Genomic DNA, 26276 nt, shown 5'->3' on the forward strand with positions numbered 1-26276 from the left:
CGAGGCAGCCCCTCACCTATCCGCGCCGCAACTGCCGCTCGAGCTCCTCAGCGTCCGTTATCACAGGCAGGCAGACCTGCCCTGTACAAAGCCAGGCGCCTGCCCTGTCGGTTGGCGGTAGAACGCCGCCTGGCAGCATCGGCAGGTTTGTTGCCGAGCCGACCGGCACGATTGTGTCGATCCGGCGCGGATCCGGATTTCGATTCGCAACCGGAACAAGCTGGGGATTTTCCGGGTTGTCCACCAGCACCAGTTTCAACGGCTCGATCGCCAAGGCGCAGGCGTTGACGATGCCCGCCTGGCCATAGGCCTGGTGCTGTGCCCGGCCGGCCGCGTGTTCGGCGACCTTCCAGGCCTTTTCCTGCAATTCAAGATCGCCGGAAAGCGAGGACAATCGGACCATGGCCTCGATGATTTGACCGGCGGCTGAAGGAATGGCTTCGTCGACATCGCCCCTGATGCGGATCGGCACGTCGGCACTGTCCGACGCGGTGAGGTAGTAGCCGGTGTTGTCATCGTCGTCGCGGTGCCATTGGTCGAGCTGCGCGATGAATTGGCCGGCCAGTTCAGCATAGCTCGATGTGCCGGTAGCCTCGAACAAGGAGATCGCAGCGTTAGCCATGGCGGCGTAGTCGCTCGACAGCGCAGGAAAGAGCTTCTTTGCGCCAAGCATCGAATGCGGCAAGCGGCTGTCTCGACCAGCGCTGGCAATGGCAGCAAAGGCCTGTTCCGCCGCCTCGATCCAATCGATCCTTTTCAGGGCGCGCCCGGCTTCGGCGAGAGCAGCGATCACCAGGCCGTTCCAGTCGGTCAGGATTTTTCCGTCGCGCCCGGGTCTGACGCGCTGCTCCCGGGTTGCCAGCAATTTTTCTGTCAGTGGAACGAGCCGGTCGCGATCGGCCACGCTTTGCGTTTGCTGGGCTTCGGTCTGGTGGATGATCGGCTTGCCCTCCCAGCCATGCGGGGCGGCAATTGTGAAGTGCTTGAAAAATAATGCTGATTCGTCGCCAAGAGCAGTTTCTATCTCATCCCTGCTCCAGGTGTAGAACAGTCCCTCCTCGCCTTCGCTGTCTGCGTCGAGGCTGGCAGCGAATGCACTGCCGTCGACGCGCATCTCGCGCAAGAGCCAGTTGATCGTCTCTTCGATTCGTACCCGGAACAATTCGTTGCCGGTCGCGGCATAAGCCCAATTGCACAGCCGAATGAGCTGCGCGTTGTCGTAAAGCATTTTTTCGAAATGCGGCACCAGCCACTCGGCATCGGTCGAGTAGCGGCTCAACCCGCCGCCGATATGGTCATAGATGCCGCCCGCCAACATCTTTTCGAGGCTGAGCAGGACCGCGTCGCGATGGGCTGTGTGGCGATCGCGCAGCCAGGATAGCCAGAGCGTCTGCATGAACGGCGCATTGGGGAATTTGGGCGCGCCGCGCAGGCCGCCCAAATCCCTGTCGATCATGCCGTCGATGCCGTTGGCGAGCGTCGCAAGCGTGTCGCGATCGAGCACGGCTTTGGCATGCGTGCCCGCCAGCCGCGCCTCGACATGCGTGGTCAGGCCGTCGGCGCTTTGGTTAACGCTTTCTTTCTTCTCCCGCCACGCCTTGTCGACCGCCTCCAGCACCTGGACAAAGCCCGGCCGGCCGTATCGGGCTTCGCGGGGAAAATAGGTGCCGCCCCAGAAAGGCTTTCCGTCCGGCGTCAAAAACATGGTCAGCGGCCATCCGCCTTGCTCGCCCATTGAGGACAGTGCTGCCATATAGATCTGGTCGATGTCCGGCCGCTCATCGCGATCCACCTTGATATTGACGAAGAGACGGTTCATGACGGCGGCGACATCTTCGTTCTCGAAGCTTTCGTGCGCCATGACGTGGCACCAGTGGCAGGCGGCGTAACCGACCGAGAGCAGGATCGGCCGCTTCAGCGCCCTTGCTTCGGCGAGCGACGCCGGCGACCATGGCCGCCAATGCACAGGGTTGCCGCTATGCTGCTGCAGATAGGGGCTGGCCTCTTCGGCAAGCAGATTTTGCGCGGGCAATGTCACGGTCGATAACTCGGCAATTGTCGATGAATAAGCGAAGCTAGGGCGGTTGTGCTGGGTCGGCAAATGATTTCAGGTGATTCCATTGTTGCGCTGTCGAGCGGTCGCCTGCCTGCCGGCGTTGCCGTGATCCGCATTTCCGGCCCGCAAAGTCGATTCGTCGTCGAAACGATTGCCGGTTCAATGGTTGGCAACCGTGTTGCAACCTATCGCAAGTTCAGGACGCCCGACGGATCGGTGCTCGACAGCGGGCTGGTCTTTTTCTTTGCCGGCCCTAGCAGCTTCACTGGCGAAGATATCGCCGAGTTCCATGTCCATGGCGGGCGCGCCGTCGTGGCGAAGATGCTGGAGACGATCGCCGGCTTCGACGGTGTCAGGCATGCCGAGCCGGGCGAGTTCACCCGGCGCGCCTTTCTCAACGGCAAGGTCGATCTGGTCGAGACCGAGGCGCTGGCCGATCTCGTCAACGCCGAAACCGAGGCGCAGCGGCGCTTTGCCGTGCAGAATGCCGAGGGTGCACAGAGCGAGCTTTATCTCGGCTGGCGCGGTCAGCTCATTCATGCCCGGGCTATGATCGAGGCGGAAATCGATTTTGCCGACGAGGACGATGTGCCGGGTTCGGTTGAGGAGACGGTCTGGTCGGATGTCCGCGCGATGGTCGACGAGATCGAACGTCATATCCAAGGGTTCCGGGCCGCCGAGATCATCCGCGACGGGTTCGAGGTCGTCATCCTCGGCGCGCCAAATGCCGGCAAGTCAAGCCTGTTCAATGCGCTGGCCCAGCGCGAAGCGGCGATCGTCACGGAAGAGCCGGGCACGACCCGCGATCTGCTCGAAGTGGTGCTGGACCTGGAGGGGATGCGGGTAAGAGTGACCGATACCGCCGGCCTGCGCGAGACACCCGGCAGGATCGAGGCGATCGGCATCGAACGGGCGAGGAGCAAGGCCGGGACTGCCGATCTGTTGCTCGTGCTGGAGGATATGGTGGACCCGGTCCCGATCGGTGCAGTTCCGGCCGATGTTCCGTCGTTGAGGATCGGGACAAAGGCCGATCTGCTGCAGGATAAATCGCTCGCGACGCGCTACGATGCGGTTATCTCGACCAGGGACGGCGCCGGGCTGGCGGAGTTGCTGGCGGAGATCGGTCATCGGGCCGCAGCGCAGATCGGCCAGGCCGGCGATATCCTGCCGTCGCGGCTGCGGCACGTCGAGCTTCTCAACGAGACGAAGCGCTTCCTGCTCGCGGCAGGGACTGAGGATGAGCGCGGGCAGGAGCTGCGGGCAGAAGAATTGCGGCTGGCAGCAGATAGGCTTGGCCGGATCGTCGGGGCTGTCGACGTCGAGGAAATGCTCGACGTTATCTTTTCGCAGTTCTGCATTGGAAAATGACTCACGTGAAACATTGCAGGCTCGCCGGCCTCGTTTGATTCACGTGAAACGCTGAGCGTTGACGGCCAAGATGAGCCCCGGCCTCAACCGCAATCTCGAACGTCTGTGATTGGCGTAGGCGGTGAGGGTAACCCCCTTCTGGTCCGACGGAGCACTGCCGTGAGGTAACGGCATGCCCAGCGTCTCCGCGACGTCGCTCCGCTCCTGCTCCGCCCTAAGATGACGAAGGAAGAAATGCGCTTTGGCCAATCTCGAACCCTTCGTGATACTCTGCGATGAATTTTGGTTGCCACTCGCCAAATCACGGGTGCCAACGCATCAGTTAGCATTGTTTCACGTGAAACGATTCGTCGAGCGTCCTTGACAGCGAAGGCTCTCGGCGACATGTGTCGGTCGACTTGAATTCGGGATTCTGAAATGACCGATCACTATGATGTGGTTGTGGTGGGCGGCGGCCATGCTGGTTGCGAGGCGGCCAGCGCTGCCGCGCGCGCCGGCGCGAAAACGGCTTTGGTGACGCTGCGCTTCGAGACGATCGGCGTCATGTCCTGCAATCCGGCGATCGGCGGGCTCGGCAAGGGACATCTGGTTCGCGAGATCGATGCCATGGATGGGCTGATGGGCCGCGTCGCCGATGCGGCCGGCATCCAGTTCCGCCTGCTCAATCGGCGTAAGGGACCGGCGGTTCGAGGGCCGCGGACGCAGGCGGACAGAAAACTGTATCGGCTCGCCATGCAGGCGGCGATTCGCGAGCAGGCCGGTCTCGATGTGGTCGAGGGCGAGGTTCTGGAATTCGAAATCGACAATGGGCGCATCGCGGCCGTGCTGCTGGCTGGTGGTCGCAGGCTTGCTTGTGGCGCCGTGGTGCTGACCACCGGCACCTTTCTGCGCGGGCTGATCCATATCGGTGAGAAGAAGATCGTCGCCGGCCGCATGAACGAGCAGGCCAGCCTCGGCCTGTCGGCGACGATGAGCCGTGCCGGCTTCAAGCTCGGGCGGCTGAAGACCGGCACACCGCCGCGGCTGGATGGCAGAACCATCGATTGGGCGTCGCTGGAGAGCCAGGCGGCGGATGAGCATCCGGTGCCGTTCTCGCTGATGACCGACCGCATCGACAACCCGCAGATCCATTGCGGCATCACGCGCACGACTGCGGCGACGCATGAGCTGATCCGCGCCAATCTGAGCCGTTCCGCCATGTATTCCGGCTCGATTGAAGGGGTAGGGCCGCGTTACTGCCCGTCCATTGAGGACAAGATCGTTAAGTTCGGCGACCGCGAGGGCCACCAGATTTTCCTCGAGCCGGAAGGGCTGGACGACGACACCGTCTACCCGAACGGCATTTCGACCTCGCTGCCCGAGGACGTGCAGCTCGACATTCTGAAGACCATTCCCGGCCTCGAGCGTGCCACCATGCTGCAGCCTGGCTATGCCATCGAGTACGACCATGTCGATCCGCGCGAGCTCAAGCCGACGCTGGAAACCAAGCGGATTGGGGGTCTTTTCCTGGCTGGACAGATCAACGGCACTACCGGCTACGAGGAGGCCGGGGCGCAGGGGCTGCTCGCCGGCCTCAACGCCGCGCGGCAGGCATCGACGAGCGATCAGATCGTGCTCAGCCGCACCGAGGCCTATATTGGGGTGATGGTCGACGATTTGACCAGCCGCGGCATCGCCGAACCCTACCGCATGTTCACCTCGCGGGCCGAGTTCCGGCTGTCGCTGCGGGCTGACAACGCCGATGAGCGGCTGACGCCGATGGCCACGAAGCTCGGGATCGCCTCGCGGCAACGGATGCAACGGTTTAGCGATGTCGTGCAGGACCTTGAAAAGGCGCGCAAGGTTGCGCTTGGCACGACTATGACCCCCAACGAGGCGGCACGTCATGGGCTCGAGATCAACAGGGACGGTGTGCGCCGCTCCGCTTATGAGTTGCTGGCCTATCCGGGCGTCGATGTCGCCTGGCTGGCCCGAATCGCGCCGGAGTTTGCGGCAATCGACGCCAACACGGCCGAGCGCCTCGAAACGGAAGCGAAATATTCGGTCTATCTCGACCGGCAGCGGGCGGATGTCACGCAGATCAGGCATGAAGAGAGCCGGCTGATCCCGGCTTCGCTCGATTTTGCTTCTGTTCCGGGCCTATCCAACGAGCTGAAGCAGAAGATGCTGGCGCGCCAGCCGCGCTCCATCGCCGATGCGCAACGCATGGAAGGCATGACGCCAGCGGCGCTGGCGATCATCGTCGCGCATGTCCGCAACGCCGAGGCCGCCGCGCGAAGGAATGTTGCGTGAGCGCTGCCTCATGGGCGAGCCTGCAAGAGGCTGCCGGCCCGGTTTCACGTGAAACATTCGACCGCCTGATCGACTTCCAGACCGTTTTCCAGAAATGGAACCGCCGAATAAACCTGGCCGCGCAGTCGACGCAGGACGATGTCTGGCGCCGGCACATCCTTGACAGCGCGCAGCTTGCGCGAATCAAACCGGAGGCGAAGCGCTGGGTCGATCTGGGCTCGGGCGGCGGTTTTCCCGGTCTGGTGCTTGCCTTCCTGCTCGCCGAGCGTGACGGCGCCAGCATCGATCTGGTTGAAAGCAATCGGAAAAAGGCATCGTTCCTGCAAGCGGTCGTTGGCCAATTCAGCCTGCCCGCCCGCATTATCGCGCGGCGCATTGACGACGCCTATCCGCTTGTTTCGGCGCCACAAATCGTCACGGCCAGGGCGCTGGCGTCGCTTCCGGTCCTGCTTGAGCTGTCGGCGCCGTGGTTGACGGCGGGCGCGTGCGGCCTGTTCCACAAAGGCCGGGATTACCGGGCCGAAGTGGCAGAAAGCGCTCAACGATGGTCATTCGATCTGGTAGAACATGCCAGCGCGACCGACGATCATGGGGTCATCCTCGAACTGTCTGATTTGCGCCAACTGTCTTAGATCGGCGACCTCGGAATGAATTTCTGGCATAGATCCATGATGAAGAATGGCCCCCGAATCATCACAGTAGCCAACCAGAAGGGCGGCGTCGGCAAGACGACGACGGCCATCAATCTCGCCACGGCGCTGGCGGCGATCGGCGAGCGGGTGCTGATCGTCGATCTCGATCCGCAGGGCAATGCCAGCACCGGCCTCGGCATTGACCGGCGCGACCGCACCGTTTCCTCCTATGACGTGCTGACCGGCGAGCTCGATCTGGAGGCGGCGGCGATCCCGACGGCAGTGCCGGGCCTGTCGATCGTGCCGTCAACGCTCGATCTGCTCGGCATCGAAATGGAGATCGCGTCGGCGCCGGACCGGGTGCTGCGGCTGCGCAACGCCTTGCGCGCCTCGGCCGAGCGCTCGGCGAATTTCGGCTATGTGCTGATCGATTGTCCGCCGTCGCTCAATCTTCTGACTCTGAACTCGATGGCGGCGGCCGATTCGGTGCTGGTGCCGCTGCAGTGCGAGTTCTTCGCGCTTGAAGGCTTGAGCCAGTTGCTGGAGACGGTCGAGCAGGTCCGCCGCTCGATCAATCCCGATCTGACGATCCAGGGCATCGTGCTGACCATGTTCGACGGGCGCAACAACCTTGCCAACCAGGTGGTGCAGGATGTGCGCGCGCATATGGGCGACAAGGTCTACGAAACCATCATCCCGCGCAATGTGCGGGTCTCCGAGGCGCCATCCTATGGCAAGCCGGCGATCCTCTACGACCTCAAATGCTCCGGCAGCCAGGCCTATCTGCAGCTTGCCTCCGAGGTGATCCGCCGCGAGCGCAAATTGCGCGCCGCCTAATGCTGCCGCCAAGAAGCTGATTCGATAGCGAAACGATCTGGACAGACGATGAGTGAAGACCTTTCGAGAAAAAGACTGGGGCGGGGACTGGCCGCGCTGATCGGCGAAATCGATCGTCCGGCAGCAGTGGAAAAGCAGGGCATGAATGCCGATGGCAAGGTGCCGATCGAGTTCCTGAGCCCGAATCCTAAAAATCCGCGCCGGCATTTCGGCGACGCCGACCTCACCGATCTTGCCCAGTCGATCCGCGAACATGGCGTGGTGCAGCCGGTGGTGGCGCGGCCGTCACCGACACAGCCGGGCCGCTACGAGATCATCGCCGGCGAGCGGCGCTGGCGCGCGGCGCAGCGCGCCGGGCTGGTCGAGATCCCGATCATCGTGCGCGATGTCAACGACCGCACCGCGCTCGAACTGGCGATCATCGAAAACGTCCAGCGCACCGACCTCAACCCGGTCGAGGAGGCGATGGGCTACCAGCAGCTGATCGACGATCACGGCTACACCCAGGCCGATCTCGGCCAGGTGATCGGCAAGAGCCGCAGCCATGTCGCTAATACGCTGAGGCTCTTGAAGCTGCCCGACGTGATTCGCGACATGCTTGTCGATGGCGCGCTGTCGGCCGGCCATGCCCGCACATTGGTGACGGCGGAAGACCCGGCGGGCCTGGCCAAGCGGATCGTCGAGGACGGGCTTTCGGTGCGCCAGGCCGAAGCGCTGGCGCAGATGCCGGCCGGCGCTCCAACGGTAAAGCGACAGCCTGCAGGACCGGCACAGAAGGATGCCGATACGCTGGCGCTGGAAAAGCTGATGACCGGCACGATCGGCATGATCGTCACGATCGAGCACAAGGAACGCGGCGGCGTGATCAGCGTCGCTTACCGGACGCTGGAGCAGCTCGACGAGCTCTGCCGTCGGTTAAAGCAGGAGCGGTAGGTGCTTGAGGTACCCGTGTTTTTAGCCGGCAAATAATCTTATGGCTCAAGATTAAGCACGGCTTAGGTTGACATCTTCGTCCTGGCAACGCAACGGGGGCTGGCGATTGCCAGCCCTTCCTTTTCAGCGCTGATGATTGGCGAAATCGCCGAGGCTGCTGATCTCCCCCTTGAGCGGGAGATGGCCGGCAGGCCAGAAGGCGTCGTCTCACATCAAGCGCCGGCCTTTCGGAAGCGAAGAAGATGTCGGCGTTCCAAGCGCTGCGACCCCCTCTGTCGCCTTCGGCGACATCTCCCCCTCAAGGGGTGGAGATCAGCTACGCTGCGCCAGCCGGGCGCTTTCCACGGCAATGCCGAGCAGCGCCTGCCGTGCCAGCGCGACTGAAAGATCCGGCCGCCGGCGGGTCTGCAGGACCGCTGCCTGCAATCGGGTCAAGGCGCGGGCAAGCGCCTCGCTGTTCCAGCGTTCGAGGGCTTTCTCCACCAGCTTGCGCCGCGAGAAAAAAACCGGCGGGCGCGCCGCTGCAACGACTGAAGCGGCGTTGCGGCCGCCGGTGTCCATCAGGCAGCGCATCGCCTGGATCGCCTGCAGCTGCCGCATCGCCGAGGAAAGCACCAGAAAAGCCTGGCCGCCGGACTGGCAGTGGCGGGTGAAGGCAATGTCGAAATCGCCGACCTTGCCCTCGAGCAAGGCATCGACGGCGTCGTCGAAGGACAGACCGGAGACGTCGCCCGAGGTCGCCTTGACGTCGTCGAGGCCGATTTCGGTCTGGCCGTGGGCGTAGAGCACCAGCTTCTCGATCTCGCCGCGCGAGGCCAGCCGGTCGCCGCCGAGGTTGCGGCGCAGCGCCTGGCGGGCCTCCAGCGTCATCGACATGCCGGCCTTGCGCAATTCGTCGTCGATGACCGTGTCGATGTCCCGGGCCTCGTCCGCATAGCACGGCAAGGCCATGGCAATGTCCGCCGCCTCGACGATGGCGCGCAGCCCAACGCCTTTCTTCAGGTCGCCGGCCTCGATCAGGATGATGGCGTCGCGCGGCGGCTCCGCGGTCAGCGCCTTGACGTCGTCGGCCAGCGCCTTCTGGCCGCTGGCGTTGCGCACCCATAGCAGCCGCCGGTCCGAAAACATCGGCACGGTGCGCGCTTCGTCGAGCAGGCGGCCCTCGTCGCGATCGACTTCCGAACCGTCCAGCCTGACCACCGAGAACGGATCGTCGAGCGGCAGGCCGGTTTTGCCGGCAAAGGCCTTTGCCCGCTCGGCGACGAGCCCACGATCGGGACCATAGAGCAGGACCACCGAGATGCGCGGATCCGGCCGCGCCAGCCACGAATCGACCTCATAACCTTTCTTCTGTGCCATGGGCTCTGGTTAGCATGAATGCGGGCGCGGGGTGAACGGCGCCGCTCCTCCTTTCCTTCTCCCCTTGTGGGAGAAGGTGGATTGGCGCGCAGCGCCAAGACGGAAGAGGGGTGTTGGACGGAGTGCCGTCGGTGTCAGGCTGGAACACCCCTCATCCGTCGCCTTCGGCGACACCTTCTCCCACAGGGGGAGAAGGAAAGGCCGCGCGCTAGCCTAGCCGCTCAATCCGAGGCCTTGTCCAATCTGGCGGGAAACCCGGCGCAATCATTCGCCAAATTGCGCATAGCGGCGGAAGATCGACAAGAAATTTCGCCGACATATCTGCATCTTGACGAGTGCTGGCTGGCGCGATTGTTGGCCCGAAGCCTTCCCGACGAATTGGCACTGGTCTGGCGGTGTGCAAATATCGCACCGGGCAACATTGGAGGACGAAGGTCATGGCTGATGCAGGACTATTGCGCTTCCATGTGCCGGAACCCGAGGTGCGGCCGGGCGGGACGCCGGATTTCTCTGATGTGACCATCCCCAAGGCCGGCTCGGTGCCGCGTCCCGAGATCGACGTCGATCCGCGCACCATCCGCGACATGGCCTTCTCGATCATCCGCGTGCTCAACCGCGCCGGCGAGGCGGTCGGACCCTGGGCTGGCCTGCTTTCCGACGACGAATTGCTGGAAGGACTGCGCCACATGATGACGCTGCGCAGCTTCGATGCGCGCATGCAGATGGCGCAGCGGCAGGGCAAGACCTCCTTCTATATGCAGCACCTCGGCGAAGAGGCGGTGAGCTGCGCCTTCCGCAAGGCGCTGGCGCCGGGCGACATGAACTTCCCGACCTATCGGCAGGCAGGGCTGCTCATCGCCGACGGCTATCCGATGGTCACGATGATGAACCAGATCTATTCGAACGAGGCCGACCCGCTGAAGGGGCGGCAGCTGCCGATCATGTATTCGTCGAAGGAGCACGGCTTCTTCTCGATCTCCGGCAATCTGGCGACGCAATATATCCAGGCGGTCGGCTGGGCGATGGCTTCGGCGATCAGCAATGATTCGAAGATCGCCGCCGCCTGGATCGGCGACGGTTCGACGGCCGAGTCCGATTTCCATTCGGCGCTGGTGTTTGCCTCGACCTACAAGGCGCCGGTCGTGCTCAACGTCGTCAATAACCAGTGGGCGATCTCGACCTTCCAGGGCATCGCCCGGGGCGGCTCCGGCACTTTCGCCGCCCGCGGTCTCGGCTTCGGCATTCCGTCGCTGCGGGTCGATGGCAACGACTATCTCGCCGTCCATGCGGTGGCGAAATGGGCGGCCGAGCGCGCGCGGAAAAATCTCGGCCCGACGCTGGTCGAATATGTCACCTACCGTGTCGGTGCGCATTCGAGCTCCGACGATCCGTCGGCTTATCGGCCGAAGGCCGAGTCCGACGCGTGGCCGCTCGGCGATCCGATCGTCAGGCTGAAGAACCATCTCATCCAGCGCGGCGTCTGGTCGGACGAGCGCCACACCCAGGCCGAAGCAGAAATTCTCGAAACAGTGATCGCGGCGCAAAGGGAGGCCGAGCGCCATGGCACGCTGCATGCCGGCGGCAAGCCTTCGGCGCGCGACATGTTCGAGGGCGTCTATGCCGAGATGCCGCCGCATCTCAGGCGCCAGCGCCAGCAGGCGGGGGTCTGATCATGCCAAGACGGACAATGATCGAGGCGATCCGCGACGCCATGGACGTGTCGATGGCCCGCGACGAACGCGTCATCGTGTTCGGCGAGGATGTCGGCTTTTTCGGCGGCGTCTTCCGCTGCACGCAAGGCCTGCAGGCCAAATACGGCAAGAGCCGCTGCTTCGATGCGCCGATCAGCGAATCCGGCATCGTCGGCTCGGCCATCGGCATGGCAGCTTACGGCCTGAAACCTTGCGTCGAAGTGCAGTTTGCCGACTATGTCTATCCGGCCTATGACCAGATTGTCTCGGAAGCGGCGCGGCTGCGCTACCGGTCGAATGGTGACTTTACCTGTCCGATCGTGGTCAGGATGCCGACCGGCGGCGGCATTTTTGGCGGCCAGACCCACAGCCAGAGTCCGGAGGCGCTGTTCACCCATGTCTCCGGCCTGAAGGTCGTGGTGCCGTCCAATCCGCATGACGCCAAGGGTCTCTTGATTGCGGCGATCGAGGATCCCGACCCGGTGATCTTCCTGGAGCCGAAGCGGCTCTACAACGGTCCCTTCGACGGCCACCACGAGCGCCCGGTGACGCCGTGGTCGAAGCATGAACTCGGCGAGGTCGCCGACGGCCACTACACGGTCCCGCTCGGCAAGGCGGTGATCCGCCGGCCGGGTGCCGCTGTCACCGTGCTCGCCTATGGCACCATGGTTTATGTCGCCGAGGCGGCGGCCGAGGAGACCGGCATCGACGCCGAGATCATCGATCTCCGGACGCTGCTGCCGCTCGATCTCGAGACGATCGTCGGCTCGGTGAAAAAGACGGGCCGCTGCGTGATCGTGCACGAGGCGACGCTGACATCCGGGTTCGGCGCCGAGCTGTCGGCCTTGGTACAGGAGAACTGCTTCTACCATCTGGAAGCGCCGGTGGCGCGGGTCGCCGGCTGGGACACGCCCTATCCGCACGCGCAGGAGTGGGACTATTTTCCCGGTCCCGCTAGGCTCGGCCGCGCGCTCGTTGAAACGATGGAAGTCTAAAAGGGGGAGGCCTGACGACGATGGGCGAATATGTGATCAAGCTGCCCGATGTCGGCGAAGGCGTCGCCGAGGCCGAGCTGGTCGAATGGCAGGTCAAGGTCGGCGATCTCGTGCGCGAGGACGCGGTGCTGGCCGCCGTCATGACCGACAAGGCGACGGTCGAGATTCCCTCGCCCGTTGACGGCGAGATCGTCTGGCTCGGTGCGGAGATCGGCGACACGGTGGCGATCGGCTCCCCCATCGTCAGATTGAAGGTGGCCGGCGAAGGCAATGTGAAGGCCGCTGCGGAATCGTGGGGAGGTGAGGCGAAAGCCCCCGAGGCTACCCCCGCCCCGGGCCCCTCCCCCCAAGGGGGAGGGGGACGAGCTTCGGCCGCCAAAGCCGATGCCAAATCGATCGCGCGCCCGTCCGCAAAAGTTTCCGCGCGTGAGGATGAACCGGCGCCGGAATCCGCCTCCCCCTTGTGGGGAGGGGTTGGGAGTACTGCGGTCGGTGGGGGTCTCGCTGCCGTCTCCGGCGCGCCACGCCTCGAAGGCGAAAAGCCGCTGGCGTCGCCGGCCATTCGGCTCAGGGCGAAAGAGGCCGGGATCGATCTGCGTCAGGTCACAGGAAGCGGCCCGGCCGGCCGTATCCAGCATGAGGACATCGAGGCGTTTCTGGCGCGCGGGCCGCAGCTCGCGAAAATCTCCGGCCTCGCCCGTAATGAGACGATAGAGGACATCAAAATCATCGGGCTCAGGCGAAAAATCGCCGAGAAGATGACGCTGGCCAAGTCGCGCATTCCGCACATCACCTATGTCGAGGAGATCGATGTTACCGCGCTCGAGGATTTGCGCGCCGCGCTCAACAAGGAGAAGCGAACCGGCGCGGAAAGGCCGAAGCTGACGCTGCTGCCGTTCCTGATGCGGGCGATGGTCAGGGCGATTGCCGACCAGCCCAACCTCAACGCGCTGTTCGACGACGAAGCCGGCATCATCCACCAGCATGGCGGCGTCCATATCGGCATTGCCGCGCAGACGCCTTCGGGGCTGGTGGTGCCGGTGGTCAAACACGCCGAGGCGCGCGACATCTGGGACTGCGCCGCCGAGCTCAACAGACTCGCCGAGGCGGCCAAATCAGGCACGGCGACGCGCGACGAGCTCTCGGGTTCGACCATCACCATCACCTCGCTCGGCGCCATGGGCGGTGTCGCGACGACGCCGGTGATCAATCATCCGGAAGTGGCGATCCTCGGCGTCAACAAAATGATGGTGCGGCCGGTGTGGGACGGCACCCAGTTCATCCCGCGCAAGATGATGAACCTGTCCTCCAGCTTCGACCACCGGGTGATCGACGGCTGGGACGCCGCGGTGTTTGTTCAACGGATCAAGGCGCTGCTGGAGACCCCGGCGCTGATTTTTGTGGATTGAGGCTGTGGTGCAAGAAATGAGAGCGGCAGCGATCCTTCCCACCCCCCTCTGTCCTGGCAGGACAGAGGGGGTGCTGTCCCTCCGGCAGGAAAAATTTTGCACCTCTGCGGCGCCTTGAGAGGAACCCCATGAAGGAAATCTCCTGCAAGCTGCTCGTTATCGGTGCTGGCCCCGGTGGCTATGTCTGTGCCATCCGCGCCGGCCAGCTTGGCATCGACACGGTTATCGTCGAGTTCGGCAAGCCGGGCGGCACTTGTCTCAATGTCGGCTGCATTCCGTCCAAGGCGCTGATCCATGCGGCCGAGGAGTTCGAGAAAATCTCGCATATGGCGGGCGGCAAGAGTCCGCTCGGCATTTCAATTGGAACAGCATCCATTGATCTCGAAACGACCATCGCCTGGAAGGATGGTATTGTTAGCCGGCTGAATAGCGGCGTCGCTGGCCTGCTGAAGAAGGCCGGGGTCAAGACCGTGCACGGCTGGGCGAAATTCCGTGACGGCAAGACCGTCGAAGTCCAGACCGAGACCGGAATGCAGGTGGTCCGCGCCGAGACGGTGGTCATCGCGACCGGCTCGGCGCCGGTCGAGCTGCCGTCGCTGCCGTTCGGTGGACCGGTGATCTCGTCGACCGAAGCGCTGGGGCTAAGCGAAGTGCCCGAAAGGCTTGCCGTCGTCGGCGGCGGCTATATCGGGCTGGAGCTCGGCATCGCCTTCGCCAAGATGGGCGCCAAGGTGACCGTGGTCGAGGCTTTGCCGCGCGTACTGGCGCAATATGATGCCGAACTGACTCGGCCGGTGGTGAAGCGGCTCGCCGAGCTCGGTATCGAGGTGCTTGTGGGCGCCAAGGCCAAGGGTTTGTCGACCAAGGGGGATGCGCTGCTGGTCGAGACGAAGGACGGCAAGAATAGCAAGATCGTTGCCGACAGGATTCTGGTCACTGTCGGGCGCAAGCCGGTGGTCGAAGACTGGGGGCTGGAGCAGATCGACCTGGACATGGCGGGAAAATTCATCCGCATCGACGACCAGTGCCGCACCTCAATGCGCGGCATCTTTGCCGTTGGCGACGTCACCGGCGAGCCGATGCTGGCGCACCGGGCGATGGCGCAAGGCGAAATGGTCGCCGAGATCGTCGCCGGCCACAAGCGCGGCTGGGACAAACGCTGCATTCCCGCTATCTGCTTCACCGATCCGGAGCTGGTCACCGCAGGCCTGTCGCCGGAGGAGGCAAAGGGGCTCGGCGACATCAAGGTCGGATTGTTCCCCTTCGCCGCCAATGGCCGGGCGATGACGAAGATGGGTGAGGAGGGGTTTGTCCGGATCGTTGCCCGCGCGGACAACCATCTGGTGCTCGGCATCCAGGCGGTCGGTCACGGCGTGTCGGAACTGTCGACGGCTTTCGGCCTGGCACTGGAAATGGGCGCGCGGCTGGAGGATATAGCCGGCACCATCCATGCCCACCCGACACAAGGTGAGGGTTTTCAGGAAGCGGCGCTGAAGGCGCTCGGGCATGCGCTGCATGTTTAGGGCCCGCCGGCCTCGCGCGCTCTCCCTTCTCCCACAAGGGGAGAAGGAAAGAAGCTCCTCAACCAGCTAACCGGCTCACCATCTCATGCTGCGCATAGGCGTGGCCGAAGCGGTTGGCTAGGAAGGCGTCGAGCGCGATGTCTTCCTGCTTGATGAAGCCCTTCGCCGGCAAGGTGCCGTCGGCCAGCATGTCAAGGACCGCGCAAATGGCTGACGCGGTGGTGATCTGGATGGCGCTGCGCACCATGTCGCCGACGCGCTTGGCGTAGATCTTGTTGGCGTAGGTTTCCTGCAGCAGGCGGCCGTTCTTGCGGCCGCTGACGGTGACGAAGACGATGACCACGTCCTGCAGCGTCGCCGGCAGGGCGCTCTCGAAAATGTCCTTCAGCACGTCGCGTCGGTGGCGCAGGCCGAGATCGTTGAGCAACGCCTTCATGATCGCGGCGTGGCCGGGGTAGCGGATGGTGCGATAGTTCAGCGTGCACACCTTGCCCTTCAGCGTTTCGGCCAGCGTGCCGAGCCCGCCGGATGTGTTGAACGCCTCGTAGGTGACACCGTCGAGCGAGAATTCCTCGCGCTCCTCCAACGGCGGCACCTCGATCAGCTCGCCTTCGACGATCGCCTCGCAAGGCTCGCAATATTCATTGATAACGCCGTCCGTGCTCCAGGTCAGATTGTAGTTCAGTGCATTCGACGGGTACTGCGGCAGCGCCCCGACCCGCATGCGCACGCTTTCCAGGGTGTCGAAGCGGCTGGCGAGATCGTTGGCGACGATCGAGACGAAGCCCGGCGCCAGCCCGCATTGTGGGATGAAGGCGCTGTTGGCGGAGCGCGCCAATTCCTTGACGCGCCTGGTGCTGACGACGTCCTCGGTCAGGTCGAGATAGTGGACGGCGGCGCTGGCTGCCGCTTCGGCGATGCGCGTGGTCAGGTGGAAGGGGGCGGCGCTGAGCACGGCGAATTTGCCGGCCAAAGCGGCTTCGAGCGTGCCTGATGCTTCGATGTCGAGTTCCAGCGTCTTGACCGTTTCAGGCAGTTCGGCCGCGCCGAGCTGTGCCGCCGAGCGGTCGACGAGGGTGACGTGGTAGTCGCCTGTGGAAGCCAGCATCTCGGCGATGGTCGAGCCGATCTTGCCGGCGCCGACAACTATGATTTTCTTCATAACCAGTTCCCTCGCCCTACCTTTGCTCAAGACGATAGAATCGCAGCTTGCCTGTCGAAAGGAAGCGTGGAATTGTACGAAACGAAGCATCTTGGTGATCAAAATGCCGATGAGGTTCGTCGAAAGTGCTTAGCAACGCCGAACAGGCCCTGCTTTCCCTGCTGCGGGCGAATGCGCGCGCCTCGACGGCCGAACTGGCGCGGCGGCTCGGCGTGTCGCGGACGACCGTGCAGAGCCGGATCGAGCGACTGGAACAGCGCGGCATCATCACCGGCTATGGCGTCAGGCTTTCGCCCGACTACGAACAGGGGCTGGTGCGGGCGCATGTCCTGCTCACCGTCACGCCCAAGCTTGCCGACAAGGTGGTGCGCAGCCTGCAGGCGCTGCCGCCGGTGCGGACGCTGCATTCGGTGAGCGGCAATTTCGACATGATCGTCATCGTCGATGCGCCGTCGATTAGGGATCTCGACACGCTTCTCGACGAGATCGGCGCGATGGACGGGGTCGAGCGGACATCGTCCTCGATCATCCTGTCGACGCGGATCGATCGCTGACGGGCCTTCAGCCGACATGCCGTCGCAAAACAATGTTCGAGAGAGCGGGTGTCCGCTCCTTTGATCACTGGTGCCGCGCGGCGCGGCGGACACTCTGCACCAGGATGGCGAGGCAGCCGATTAGCAGCAGGATGCCGCCAAAGGGCGGCAGCGCCAGAAACTTCACCGCCGCCGTGATCGCCGCGATCAGCAGCAGGGCGAGCAGTGCCAGATTGCCGTCGTCGACGAACATGCCGATGAATTCCTTCACAGCAAGGCGAACGAGGTTCATCGGGCCAACCCTCCGATGGCTGCGGGATAGGCGCTGCGCAGCCAGCACACGATGGCAAAGGACGCCAGCGCGACGATCGCGAAGATCGCGAGCAAGGCCAGATCGTCGCCCGGCCAGTGCGCATCGATGCCTTCGCCGGTCCAGAAGATGCCGAAGCTGGTCAGCATCAGCCCGACGACGAATTTGAGCGCATTTCCCGGGACGCGCGCCAGCGGCCGATGCAAAGCGAGGCCGATGAGCATCACCAGGACGAACGCCGCCAGGGCGCCGAGGCTCGCATAGAGCGTCTGGCGCTCAACCGCCGATCAGATCCAGAAACGGAAGATTGCTGGCCATCAGGCCGGCGTCGACATTCAAGGTGGTGCCGGTAATGCCGCTGGCAAAGGGCGACGCCAGGAATGCCGCGGCGCGGGCGACCTCGACGGGCTCGACCAGCCTGCCGAGCGGATAGAGCTTGCCGACGGCTGCGAGGATCTCCGGCTTGTGGGCGAGGCGATGCTCCCAGGCTCCGGTGCGGATCGAGCCGGGAATGACGGCGTTGGCGCGGATGCCGTTGCGGCCTTCCTCGGTGGCGATGGCGCGCATCCAAGCGTTGAGTGCTGCCTTGGCGGCGGCGTAGGCGGGATTGCCGAAATGGGCTTGCGCATTGACCGAGGAGATGAACACGAAGGCGGCGCCTTGCGGCTGGTTGCGCATCACGGGAAGCAATGCCTGCGACAGCAGGGCGGCGCTGCGGAAATTCAGATTCATTTCGCGGTCGAGGGCGGTCGTCGAGATATCGGCGAGCGTTTCCGCCCGCGTCCAGCCGGCGTTGGAGATGACCGCCGCCGGTGCCGCGCTTTCCCCGATGCGCTTGGCAAATGCCGCCACGGCGCCGTCATCGAGCAAGTCAAAATAGTGCGCTTCTTCAATTCCGGCGCCGGTCAGGCCGGTGCCCTCGCGATCGCAGGCGACCACCCTTGCCCTGCATGCGGACAGGACGGCGACCAGCGCGCTGCCGACGCCGCCAGCCGCACCTGTCACAACCACGCTGCGGCCACTGAAATCGATCATGCGGCTCCTCGCCTTTCCCTGGCCAATCCTCGCTTGCCGGATGACTTGACGCAACCACCTGCCACGCAGGATGCTGGTGCTCTTGTAATAAAGCAACATGAATTCCAAAAAATGTTGCTTTCCAACACGGCCTGTATGAGAATCGCCGGGGTCGGCGTAGACCTTGCGGCAGGAAACCGGGAAACCGGCGCAGCGAAAGAGCCCGAACCGCGCGGACTCTGCGCCGATTGCCGCCAATGTTTTGAACAGGAGACTTTTCTTTGCCCAAGCAGTGTTTTGGAACATCCCACGTGCCGCTGTCGCCGGCGGTCCGGGCCGGCGACATGGTCTATGTCTCCGGCCAGGTGCCGGTCGGCAGCGACGGCACCGTGGTTGTGGGCGGCATCGCCGAGCAGACCGAGCAGGTGCTTTCGAACGTCAAGGCGGCTCTGGCGCTGGCCGGCTGCAGCATGGACGACGTGGTCAAGACGACAGTCTGGCTCGAGGACGCGCGCGACTTCAGCGCTTTCAATGCCGTCTATGCCAGGCATTTCCCAAAGGAGCCGCCGGCCCGCACCACGGTGGAGTCACGGCTAATGATCGACATCAAGATCGAGGTCGAGGCTGTCGCCTACAGACCGATTTAACCAGAAGACGGGAACGGAGCCGGACGCCGATGCAATTTGATCTTCTCCTGAAGGGCGGCCGCCTTATCGATCCGGCGTCCGGCCTCGACGCGCAACGCGATCTGGCCATCGCCGGTGGCCGCATCGCCGCGATTGATTCCGACATTCCGTTCGAGCGTGCCGCACGCGTTATCGACGCCACCGGTTCCATCGTGGCGCCCGGCCTCATCGACCTGCACAGCCACGTCTATTGGGGCGGCACTTCGCTCGGCGTCGATGCCGACCGCCTCGCCGCAAAAAGCGGCACCACCACCTTCATCGATGCCGGAAGTGCTGGCGCCGGCAACTTCCTCGGCTTTCGCCGCCATGTCATCGAGCGCTCGAAGGTCCGCATCCTGGCCTATGTCAACATTTCCTTTGCCGGCATTTTCGGCTTCTCGCAGACCGTTTCGGTCGGCGAGTGCAGCGATCTCCGACTCTGCGAACCGCGCGAGACGGTGGCGGCGGTGCGCGAGCACGCAGACGTGATCGTCGGCGTAAAAGTCCGCTCGGGTCGCCATGCCGGCGGCAGCAGCGGCATCGCGCCGGTCGATCTGGCGCTCGAGGCCGCCGACCAGGCCGGCCTGCCGCTGATGGCGCATATCGACGAGCCGCCGCCGGGCCGCTCGGAAGTGCTGCCGCGGCTGCGCAAGGGCGACATCCTCACCCACTGCTTCCGGCCGTTTCCCAACGCGCCGATCTTCGCCTCCGGCGCGGTGCGGCCCGACATGCGGCTGGCGCGCGAGCGCGGCGTCATCTTCGATATCGGCCACGGCATGGGCTCATTCGACTTCGAGGTCGCCAAGGCGATGCTCGGCGAGGGGCTGGCGCCTGATGTGATCAGCAGCGACGTGCATCTCTACTGCGTCGACGGTCCCGCCTTCGACATTCTGGTCTGCATGTCGAAACTGCTGGCGCTAGGCATGCCGCTCGTCGAGGTGCTGCGCGCCGCAACGCAGCGGCCGGCCGAGGCGATCGCAAGGCCCGAGCTTGGCACGCTGGCGGTCGGTGCCATCGGCGACGTCGCAGTGCTGCGGCTGCGTCCGGGCCGCTTCACCTTTGTCGACGCCGTCGGCGCGTCGCTGATCGCCGAGCAGAGGCTGGTCTCGGATGGTATCGTGGTTTGCGGCACCTGGTGGCCGAACGAAGCTGCTAACGATTTTGGCGATACCGAGCGTTTCGAAGCGCATGCGCATGAGACGCATGTCGATGTGGTGAGCCGGCATTTCGGGCGTGGGCACGGGTGAGGCTGTGCGCTCTCCCCTTCTCCCCTTGTGGGAGAAGGGGTCGCCGAAGGCGACGGATGAGGGGTGTTCCAGAGAGCACCAGCGCCTCATTCCGTCCAGCACCCCTCAACCGTCTTGGCGCTGCGCGCCAATCCACCTTCTCCCACAAGGGGAGAAGGGAAGGCCTGGAGCTACCGCCCCGGCGCCCCATAAACCGGCGTCGGAACTCCTTCCATGCGCGCCTTGATCTGCAGTGCCACGAATTTCGAGTAGAAACGCGACAGTGCGAGGTTGCCGCCGTGGAACCATAGCGCTTCCTGCGCCGTCGGCTTCCACATGTTGCGCAATTCGCCTTGCCATGGTCCGGGGTCGCCTTTCACGCCCGAGCCAATCCCCCAGCACGGCCCGACCTTGTCGGCGACCTGGCGCGAGACGATCGCCGCCACGGTCTCGTTCATCGATTGATAGCCGGTGCAGGAGATGACCGCATCGGCCGCCAGTTCGGTGCCGTCGTCGAACAGGATGCCTGTCGGCGTCAGCGACTTGATCTCGACGCCACTGCGGATGCCGATCTCGCCGTCGATGATCAGATCGGAAGCGCCGACGTCGATGTAATACCCCGAGCCCGTGCGATAGGCCTTCATCAGCAGCCCGGTCTCGTCGTCGCCGAAATCGATGGCGAAGCCGGCGTTGCGCAAGCGGTCGTAGAAGGCCGCGTCGCGCGCCTTGATGATGTCGTAGAGCGCCCGCTGGTTTTGCGGCAGCAGCGCGAACGGCGTCGAGGCGACGATCATGTCCGCTTTTTCGGTGGTGATGCCGCGCGCTAGCGCTTTTTCCGAAAAGATCTCGAACCCGACCTCCATCAGCGTGTCTGATTTGACCACCGTCGTCGGCGAGCGCTGGATCATGGTGACCTCAGCACCGCTTTCCCAGAGGTCGACCGCGACATCGTGCCCCGAACTCGCCGCGCCGAGGACCGCGACGCGTCTGCCCCGGAAATTCTCGCCGCTGGAATACTGGCTGGAGTGCAGGACCTCGCCCTGGAAAACATCGGCGCCGGGGAGGTCGATCTGCCTCGGTGGGCCATAGGCGCCGGTTGCGAAGACAATGTGCTTCGGCTTCAGTGTGATGCGCTCGCCGGCGCGATCGACCTCGACCGTCCAGACCTTTTCGGCCTCGTCATAGCTGGCGCTGACGCATTTCGTAGAGGTCCAGTAATTGAGCTCCATGACGCGCGTGTACATTTCCAGCCAGTCGCCCATCTTGTCCTTGGGCGTGAACACCGGCCAGTTTTCCGGAAACGGGATGTAGGGCAGATGGTCGTACCAGACCGGGTCGTGCAGCACGAGCGAGCGATAGCGGTTGCGCCAGGAATCGCCGGCCTGCGCATTCTTCTCGATGATGACGGCCGGCACGCCGAGCTGCCTGAGCCGTGCCCCCAGCATGATGCCGCCCTGGCCGCCGCCGATGACCAGACAGTAGGGCTGCTCAATGGCGCCGAGATCACGCGCCTCGCGCGCTCTCGCCTCTGCCCAAGTCTCGCGGTCCGGGTCGGCCTTGTGGCGTACACCCAAAGGCCGCGCCGGCCCTTTGCGCTCCTCAAAGCCCTTGAGGTCGCTCATCGCCGTGAACAGCGTTCGGCATCGGCCGTCCTGCAGGCGCATGATGCCTTGGCCCCACGCCGATGATGTCTCGAAGGTGAACCAGGCCTCGACGATGCCTTCGTCGGAGCTCGCCGCGCCACTAAGCTGCCAGGCTGTCGGCTTTGTCGTCGACAGCGTGGCTTCCAGCATGTCGCGGACCGCCGCACGGCCTTCCATCGTCTTAATGTTCCAGGTGAAGGTCAGCAGATCGCGCCAGTAGCAGTCCTCGACGAACAGATTGACCGCGGCCTCGGCATCGCCCGCGTCGAGCGACCGGGCGAGGGAGGAAAACCAGGTGGCCGCCTGTTTCGATGGTGCCATGTCGAGCATTTGTGGTCCTTCTACCTTTCCAAGTCGGCGCCGCCGCGTCTTTCCTTCATCCACAAACAAGGGGAAAAGGAGAAGCCGCGCCCCTCAATCCCCCAGCGGTTCCATCTCCTTGCCCGTCCTGTGGATCTGGGCGTTGTATTTGATGCGGCGGACCGTTTCGCGGGCCGAGCCGTCGAGCTTGTAGGCGGCCGCCACGGCCATCAGGTCGATCGCGGCGAGGAAAGCAAAACGCGAGGCGGTCGGCTTCAGCGTGTCGGGATATTCGGGAACCGCTACCGTCAGCCTGACGTCGCAAGCGCGGGCAAGGTCGGTGTCGGGCGCGGTCACGCCGATCGCGTTGGCGCGGTAATGCTTGGCGAGCTCGACGGCCTCGATCACCTCGCGCGTGCGTCCGGTCGCCGAGATGGCGATCACCAGATCGCTGGGCTTCAAGGTCGAGGCGGTCATCCGCATCAGATACGGATCGCATTGGGCGCTGACGGTGATGCCGTAGCGGAACAGCCGGTACTGGGTCTCCTGCGCCAGCGCCGACGAGCTGCCGCCAAGGCCGAACACCGTGACCTGGCGCGCCTTGGCGATGAGCTCGGCGGCCTTCACCAGCTGCGCCGGATCAAGCTGCCGTTCGGCCTCCTGCAGCGCTCGCCGGGCCTCGCCGAACACGGCATTCCAGAACGGCATGCCATTGTCGCTGCTGGTGGGCGGCGGCTTGCTCAGATAGAGCGCGCCGACGACGAGGCTCTGCGCCAGCTTCAGCTTGAAGTCGCGCACGCCCTCGCAGCCGATGGCGCGGCAGAACCGGGTCACCGTGGGTTCGCTGACCTGGGCGCGCTGGGCGAGGACGGCATTGGAGGCGTCGACCGCGAACCTGACGTCGTCGAGCACGACATCGGCGACGCGCCGCTCAGCCGGGCGCAATTCACCGTAAGAGTCCTTCACCAGCGAAATGATGTCGGGGATGCGCCTGACATGATCGCGCCCATCTGGATCGCGCCCATCCGGGTCGCCGTCCGAGGTCGGCCGCCCCTGGCCGTCAGCTTCGGTCATGAGTCATCCCTGCCGTTCGTGGAACTCGACCTCTACCATGTTTGCGCACCGCTTGCCTGCTTCGCCTCACGCGGTCGCTGTCCGAAGTATGTAGGAAAGCTACAAGCTTTTCAAGAATTAGAAAAGGCAATCTAAACAATAATGTAACCGTGGTACAAACGATCTCTCTGACTAGAGCAGCGGTCGCCGCTTGACAGTAAAGTAGGATAGTTACAGACTGATTTTTACGGACGGATGACCCAATGGATCATCGCGCAACCTGCGAGGGGCGCATGAACGCGGGCAGTGCAAAAACCCCGAAGCTTGGCGTGCAGGCCGCGACCAAGATCTATCATATGGCTTCCGGCGACCTCCTGGCGCTGGATCGCTGCAGCCTCGACGTTCACGCCAATGAGATCGTCTCGATCGTCGGCCCCTCCGGCTGCGGCAAGACCACGCTTTTGTGGTCGATGTCCGGCCTGCATCGCCTGTCCAGCGGGACAATCCGGCTCGACGGCAGAGAGATCACCGGACCGCATCCGGATATCGGCATCGTCTTCCAGGAGGCAAACCTGCTGCCCTGGCGCAATCTTGACGCCAACATCCATTTTCCCTTCGAGATCAAGGGCGAGAAGCCGGATCGCGCCTGGATCGCCCACCTCGTCAATCGTGTTGGGCTCGACGGCTTCGGCGGCAAGTTTCCGCGCGAGCTTTCGGGCGGCATGCAGCAGCGAGCGGCAATCGTGCGGGCGCTGGCGCTGAAGCCCTCGGTGCTTTTGATGGACGAGCCGTTCGGTGCACTCGACAGTTTCACCCGCGAGGAGATGAACCGTCTCGTCGAGGAGATCTGGCTCGACACCAAAACCACCATCGTCTTCATCACCCACAGCATCGAGGAGGCGACCTTCCTGTCCGACAGAGTGGTGGTGCTGAGCGCGCGGCCGGGGCGCGTTGCCCAGGAATATCGCGTGCCGTTTGCGCGCCCGCGCTCGCTGGAGATCATGGCGACGAAAGAAGTCTTCGACCTCACCAACACGATTAAGATGGACATTGTCGGCGAACGCGTACGACCGAAGGCGCGGGAGCGCGGCACCGCCGAAATTGTGAGGATCAGACCGTGAGCGAAGGCGACGCTATCCCGGAATTCTCCAAAACCAAGGCCGGCGAAGGTCACGACGTCAGCCTGACCAATCTTTCGGCGTTTGCCAGCGGGCCCGGCATCAGGTCGGGCGCCGAGGTCGCGGCCATCATCGCTGTCGCGGTGGTCATCATCGGCGGCATCGAGCTGGCGCTGCGGCTGTTCAATGTGCCGCACTACATCATGCCGGGGCCAAGCGCGATCGCCTACGCGCTGTACGACGAGTTCCCGCTGATCGCGCCGCATCTCGGCTACACGCTGGTCGAGCTGGTCTCCGGCTTCTCGATCGGCGCCATTATCGGCCTGGTGATGGCCGCGGTGATCACGCAATTCCCGTTCGCCGAAAAGATCGTCGCGCCCTACATCCTGATCCTGGTCACCACGCCGATGCTGGCGCTGGTGCCGCTTCTTATCCTGCGCTTCGGCTTCGGTTACACGCCGCGCATCATCGCGGTCGCGCTTGCCGCCGGGCCGATGGTGATGATCAATGCGGCGACGGGCTTTCGCCGCGTCGACAGCGCCAAGATCGCGCTGGCGCGTTCCTATGGCGCCAGCACCTTGCAGATATTCTGGAAGATCCGCGCGCCGATGGCGCTGCCGATGATCCTTGTTGGCCTGATGATCGGCGCGATCTTCGGGCTGCTGACCGCGGTGGGCGCCGAGATGGTCGGCGGCGGCTTCGGCCTCGGCAACCGGCTGACCACCTATTCGTCGATGATCCAGATGCCGCAATTCTTCGCGGTGGTTCTGATCCTCTCGACCCTCGGCATCCTGATCTACGTGCTGTTCTTCCTGATCGGCAAGAAGTGGGCGAGCTGGGAGGCGTAGTGCATGTCGCCCAAAAGTGCGCAGCGGTTTTGGGTTACGACGTAAAACGAGGACTTAGCGCGCGGGGCAATGATGGCGCCTGGGAGGCGGGCGACAGGTAAGAAACTATCGGCCAACAAAAGGGGAAATGCCATGACCAAGGAAAGTCACATCAGTTTCAAGGCGGGGATCAGCCGCCGCTATTTTCTGCAAGTCACCGGAGCAGGCGTGGTGACCGCCACCGCGCTCGGCGCCTCGGCGTTCAGGGCACAGGCCGAGCCATACGGCAAGTTCACCTGGATTTCGCCGCGCGGCACGCTCGAAGTGCTCGACGACTATCCCTATTGGGCGGCCAAGAAGGCAGGCTATTTCGGCGACCTCGACACCGACATGCAGCCGGGCCCGTCGGACGGCACCGCGACGGTGAAGTTCGTCGATGTCGGCCAGGCTGACATGGGCTTTCCCTCGCCCGGCGTCTTCTCCTTCGCCATCCAGAACGGCATGAAGCTCAAATCCGTGTTTCACATGGGGGCGCGCGACACGTTCAGCCTCGCCTTCCGCAAGGGCGAGGGAACGAACGACCTGAAGACGCTCGAGGGCAAGACTATCCTGCTCGGCTCCGCCGCATGGCAGTCGATCACCGATCCGCTGCTGGCCTCGCAAGGCGTCGACATCAAGAAAGTCAAGTATGTCGAGGCGGGCTGGCCGACCTGGGGCACCGCACTGGCCGGCGGCCAAGGCGATGCGGCGCTGTCGCGGGAAGGGCTGCGGGCCGAATGGATCGCCAAGAACCTCGACTTCGAATACTGGCTCGGCGTGCAGAACTCGAAGCTGCCGGCGAACACTTTCGTCGTGCGGTCGGCCGATCTCGATGATCCCGACCGCAAGGCGTTCCTGGAGAAATACCTGCGCGGCTGGGCGATGGGCCTGGAATTCGGCTACCAGAATCCGCGCGCGGCCGTCGAAGCGGTGTTCGAGCAGTTCCCGACGCTGGCCAAGAATCTCGGGCCTGAGCTCGGCACCACCTCGATCCTGCAGCAGATCAACGTCTTCCGTGGCGACATGGATAAGCGCGAAGGCTGGGGTTCGCACGACATGGCGAGCTGGCAGGGCTTCTTCGACCAGATCCACAAGATCGGCCAGACCACCAGTCCGGTGAAGGCCGAGGACGTCTGCACCAACGAACTGATCGGCCCGGCCAATGATTTCGACAAGGCCAAGGTCAGGGCCGATGCCGACGGCGCCAAGCTGTCGGAGGGCTTTGCTGCGCTCGACGTCGAGAAGATCAAGGCGCATCTGTTCGACTCAGCGGTCAAGTAGGCCACTTGGT

The 26276-nt window shown here is 64.0% G+C and carries 22 protein-coding genes and 1 pseudogene; 15 read left to right on the forward strand and 8 right to left on the reverse strand.

Going from position 1 to position 26276, the window contains the following annotated elements; genetic code table 11:
• Positions 1-16: 16 nt before the first annotated feature.
• Positions 17-2038 (reverse strand): thioredoxin domain-containing protein, encoded by a 2022-nt coding sequence (locus EOA78_RS04345; RefSeq protein WP_127314026.1) that lies wholly within the window; start codon positions 2036-2038, stop codon positions 17-19.
• Between the two features lie 63 nt (positions 2039-2101).
• Here EOA78_RS04345 and mnmE point away from each other — a divergent pair, with 63 nt between their 5' ends.
• From mnmE to EOA78_RS04370, 5 genes are all read left to right on the forward strand, one after another.
• On the forward strand, positions 2102-3424 hold the full coding sequence (mnmE, locus tag EOA78_RS04350) for a tRNA uridine-5-carboxymethylaminomethyl(34) synthesis GTPase MnmE (protein WP_127314027.1): 1323 nt from the start codon (positions 2102-2104) through the stop codon (positions 3422-3424).
• Between the two features lie 417 nt (positions 3425-3841).
• On the forward strand, positions 3842-5716 hold the full coding sequence (gene mnmG / locus EOA78_RS04355) for a tRNA uridine-5-carboxymethylaminomethyl(34) synthesis enzyme MnmG (RefSeq protein WP_127314028.1): 1875 nt from the start codon (positions 3842-3844) through the stop codon (positions 5714-5716).
• Entirely contained in the window at positions 5713-6348 is a 636-nt protein-coding gene (gene rsmG, locus EOA78_RS04360) for a 16S rRNA (guanine(527)-N(7))-methyltransferase RsmG (RefSeq protein ID WP_127314029.1), read from the forward strand. The genes mnmG and rsmG overlap by 4 nt, the downstream gene beginning before the upstream one ends.
• Before the next feature lie 36 nt (positions 6349-6384).
• Complete coding sequence (locus EOA78_RS04365; RefSeq protein WP_127314030.1) at positions 6385-7185, forward strand: ParA family protein; 801 nt, start codon at positions 6385-6387, stop codon at positions 7183-7185.
• 48 nt (positions 7186-7233) lie between these two features.
• The gene (locus tag EOA78_RS04370) at positions 7234-8118 is read left to right on the forward strand and encodes a ParB/RepB/Spo0J family partition protein (RefSeq protein WP_127314031.1); all 885 of its coding nucleotides are present in this window, start codon (positions 7234-7236) and stop codon (positions 8116-8118) included.
• A 312-nt stretch (positions 8119-8430) separates the two neighbouring features.
• Here the strand turns inward: EOA78_RS04370 and holA are convergent, their stop codons facing one another.
• Positions 8431-9477, reverse strand: a complete 1047-nt coding sequence (holA, locus tag EOA78_RS04375; protein ID WP_127314032.1) for a DNA polymerase III subunit delta — start codon at positions 9475-9477, stop codon at positions 8431-8433.
• Positions 9478-9914: 437 nt separating this feature from the next.
• Between holA and EOA78_RS04380 the strand changes: the two genes are divergently transcribed.
• The 4 genes from EOA78_RS04380 (at position 9915) to lpdA (ending at position 15095) form a co-directional block, all read left to right on the forward strand.
• The gene (locus EOA78_RS04380; RefSeq protein WP_127314033.1) at positions 9915-11147 is read left to right on the forward strand and encodes a 3-methyl-2-oxobutanoate dehydrogenase (2-methylpropanoyl-transferring) subunit alpha; all 1233 of its coding nucleotides are present in this window, start codon (positions 9915-9917) and stop codon (positions 11145-11147) included.
• A gap of 2 nt (positions 11148-11149) precedes the next feature.
• Entirely contained in the window at positions 11150-12163 is a 1014-nt protein-coding gene (locus EOA78_RS04385; protein WP_127314034.1) for an alpha-ketoacid dehydrogenase subunit beta, read from the forward strand.
• 20 nt (positions 12164-12183) lie between these two features.
• Positions 12184-13572: a dihydrolipoamide acetyltransferase family protein gene (locus EOA78_RS04390; protein WP_127314035.1), complete on the forward strand. Its 1389-nt coding sequence runs from the start codon at positions 12184-12186 to the stop codon at positions 13570-13572.
• A 128-nt stretch (positions 13573-13700) separates the two neighbouring features.
• A complete protein-coding gene (gene lpdA / locus EOA78_RS04395; RefSeq protein WP_127314036.1) occupies positions 13701-15095 on the forward strand; it encodes a dihydrolipoyl dehydrogenase in 1395 nt (464 codons plus the stop codon).
• Positions 15096-15153: 58 nt separating this feature from the next.
• Here lpdA and EOA78_RS04400 read toward each other — a convergent pair whose 3' ends face one another.
• Positions 15154-16347, reverse strand: coding sequence for a saccharopine dehydrogenase family protein (locus tag EOA78_RS04400; RefSeq protein WP_281034028.1), 1194 nt, complete (start codon positions 16345-16347; stop codon positions 15154-15156).
• Between the two features lie 35 nt (positions 16348-16382).
• Between EOA78_RS04400 and EOA78_RS04405 the strand changes: the two genes are divergently transcribed.
• A complete protein-coding gene (locus tag EOA78_RS04405; protein WP_127314038.1) occupies positions 16383-16811 on the forward strand; it encodes an Lrp/AsnC family transcriptional regulator in 429 nt (142 codons plus the stop codon).
• A 64-nt stretch (positions 16812-16875) separates the two neighbouring features.
• Here EOA78_RS04405 and EOA78_RS04410 read toward each other — a convergent pair whose 3' ends face one another.
• From EOA78_RS04410 to EOA78_RS04420, 3 genes and pseudogenes are all read right to left on the reverse strand, one after another.
• A complete protein-coding gene (locus EOA78_RS04410) occupies positions 16876-17082 on the reverse strand; it encodes a hypothetical protein (protein WP_127314039.1) in 207 nt (68 codons plus the stop codon).
• A pseudogene (locus tag EOA78_RS04415) lies at positions 17079-17363 on the reverse strand (hypothetical protein); the annotation flags it as partial. The gene EOA78_RS04410 and the pseudogene EOA78_RS04415, both read right to left, overlap by 4 nt.
• A 13-nt stretch (positions 17364-17376) precedes the next feature.
• Complete coding sequence (locus EOA78_RS04420) at positions 17377-18135, reverse strand: SDR family oxidoreductase (protein WP_127314040.1); 759 nt, start codon at positions 18133-18135, stop codon at positions 17377-17379.
• A 260-nt stretch (positions 18136-18395) separates the two neighbouring features.
• On the opposite strand from EOA78_RS04420, the gene EOA78_RS04425 reads away from it, so the two are divergent.
• Both EOA78_RS04425 and EOA78_RS04430 read left to right on the forward strand, forming a co-directional pair.
• Complete coding sequence (locus tag EOA78_RS04425) at positions 18396-18761, forward strand: RidA family protein (protein WP_127314041.1); 366 nt, start codon at positions 18396-18398, stop codon at positions 18759-18761.
• A gap of 29 nt (positions 18762-18790) precedes the next feature.
• Entirely contained in the window at positions 18791-20026 is a 1236-nt protein-coding gene (locus EOA78_RS04430) for an amidohydrolase/deacetylase family metallohydrolase (RefSeq protein ID WP_127314042.1), read from the forward strand.
• 170 nt (positions 20027-20196) lie between these two features.
• Here the strand turns inward: EOA78_RS04430 and EOA78_RS04435 are convergent, their stop codons facing one another.
• Positions 20197-21978, reverse strand: a complete 1782-nt coding sequence (locus tag EOA78_RS04435; protein WP_127314043.1) for an NAD(P)/FAD-dependent oxidoreductase — start codon at positions 21976-21978, stop codon at positions 20197-20199.
• Positions 21979-22062: 84 nt separating this feature from the next.
• Positions 22063-23022 (reverse strand): MurR/RpiR family transcriptional regulator, encoded by a 960-nt coding sequence (locus EOA78_RS04440; RefSeq protein WP_127314044.1) that lies wholly within the window; start codon positions 23020-23022, stop codon positions 22063-22065.
• A gap of 272 nt (positions 23023-23294) precedes the next feature.
• On the opposite strand from EOA78_RS04440, the gene EOA78_RS04445 reads away from it, so the two are divergent.
• The 3 genes from EOA78_RS04445 (at position 23295) to EOA78_RS04455 (ending at position 26266) form a co-directional block, all read left to right on the forward strand.
• Entirely contained in the window at positions 23295-24122 is an 828-nt protein-coding gene (locus EOA78_RS04445) for an ABC transporter ATP-binding protein (protein WP_127314076.1), read from the forward strand.
• Positions 24119-24967 carry an ABC transporter permease gene (locus EOA78_RS04450; protein ID WP_127208207.1) on the forward strand — a complete coding sequence of 283 codons (849 nt, stop codon included), beginning with the start codon at positions 24119-24121 and terminating at the stop codon, positions 24965-24967. The genes EOA78_RS04445 and EOA78_RS04450 overlap by 4 nt, the downstream gene beginning before the upstream one ends.
• A gap of 132 nt (positions 24968-25099) precedes the next feature.
• On the forward strand, positions 25100-26266 hold the full coding sequence (locus tag EOA78_RS04455; RefSeq protein WP_127314045.1) for an ABC transporter substrate-binding protein: 1167 nt from the start codon (positions 25100-25102) through the stop codon (positions 26264-26266).
• The last annotated feature ends 10 nt before the right edge of the window (positions 26267-26276 follow it).

Source organism: Mesorhizobium sp. M5C.F.Cr.IN.023.01.1.1 (assembly GCF_003997585.1).
Classification (GTDB): Bacteria; Pseudomonadota; Alphaproteobacteria; order Rhizobiales; family Rhizobiaceae; genus Mesorhizobium; species Mesorhizobium wenxiniae.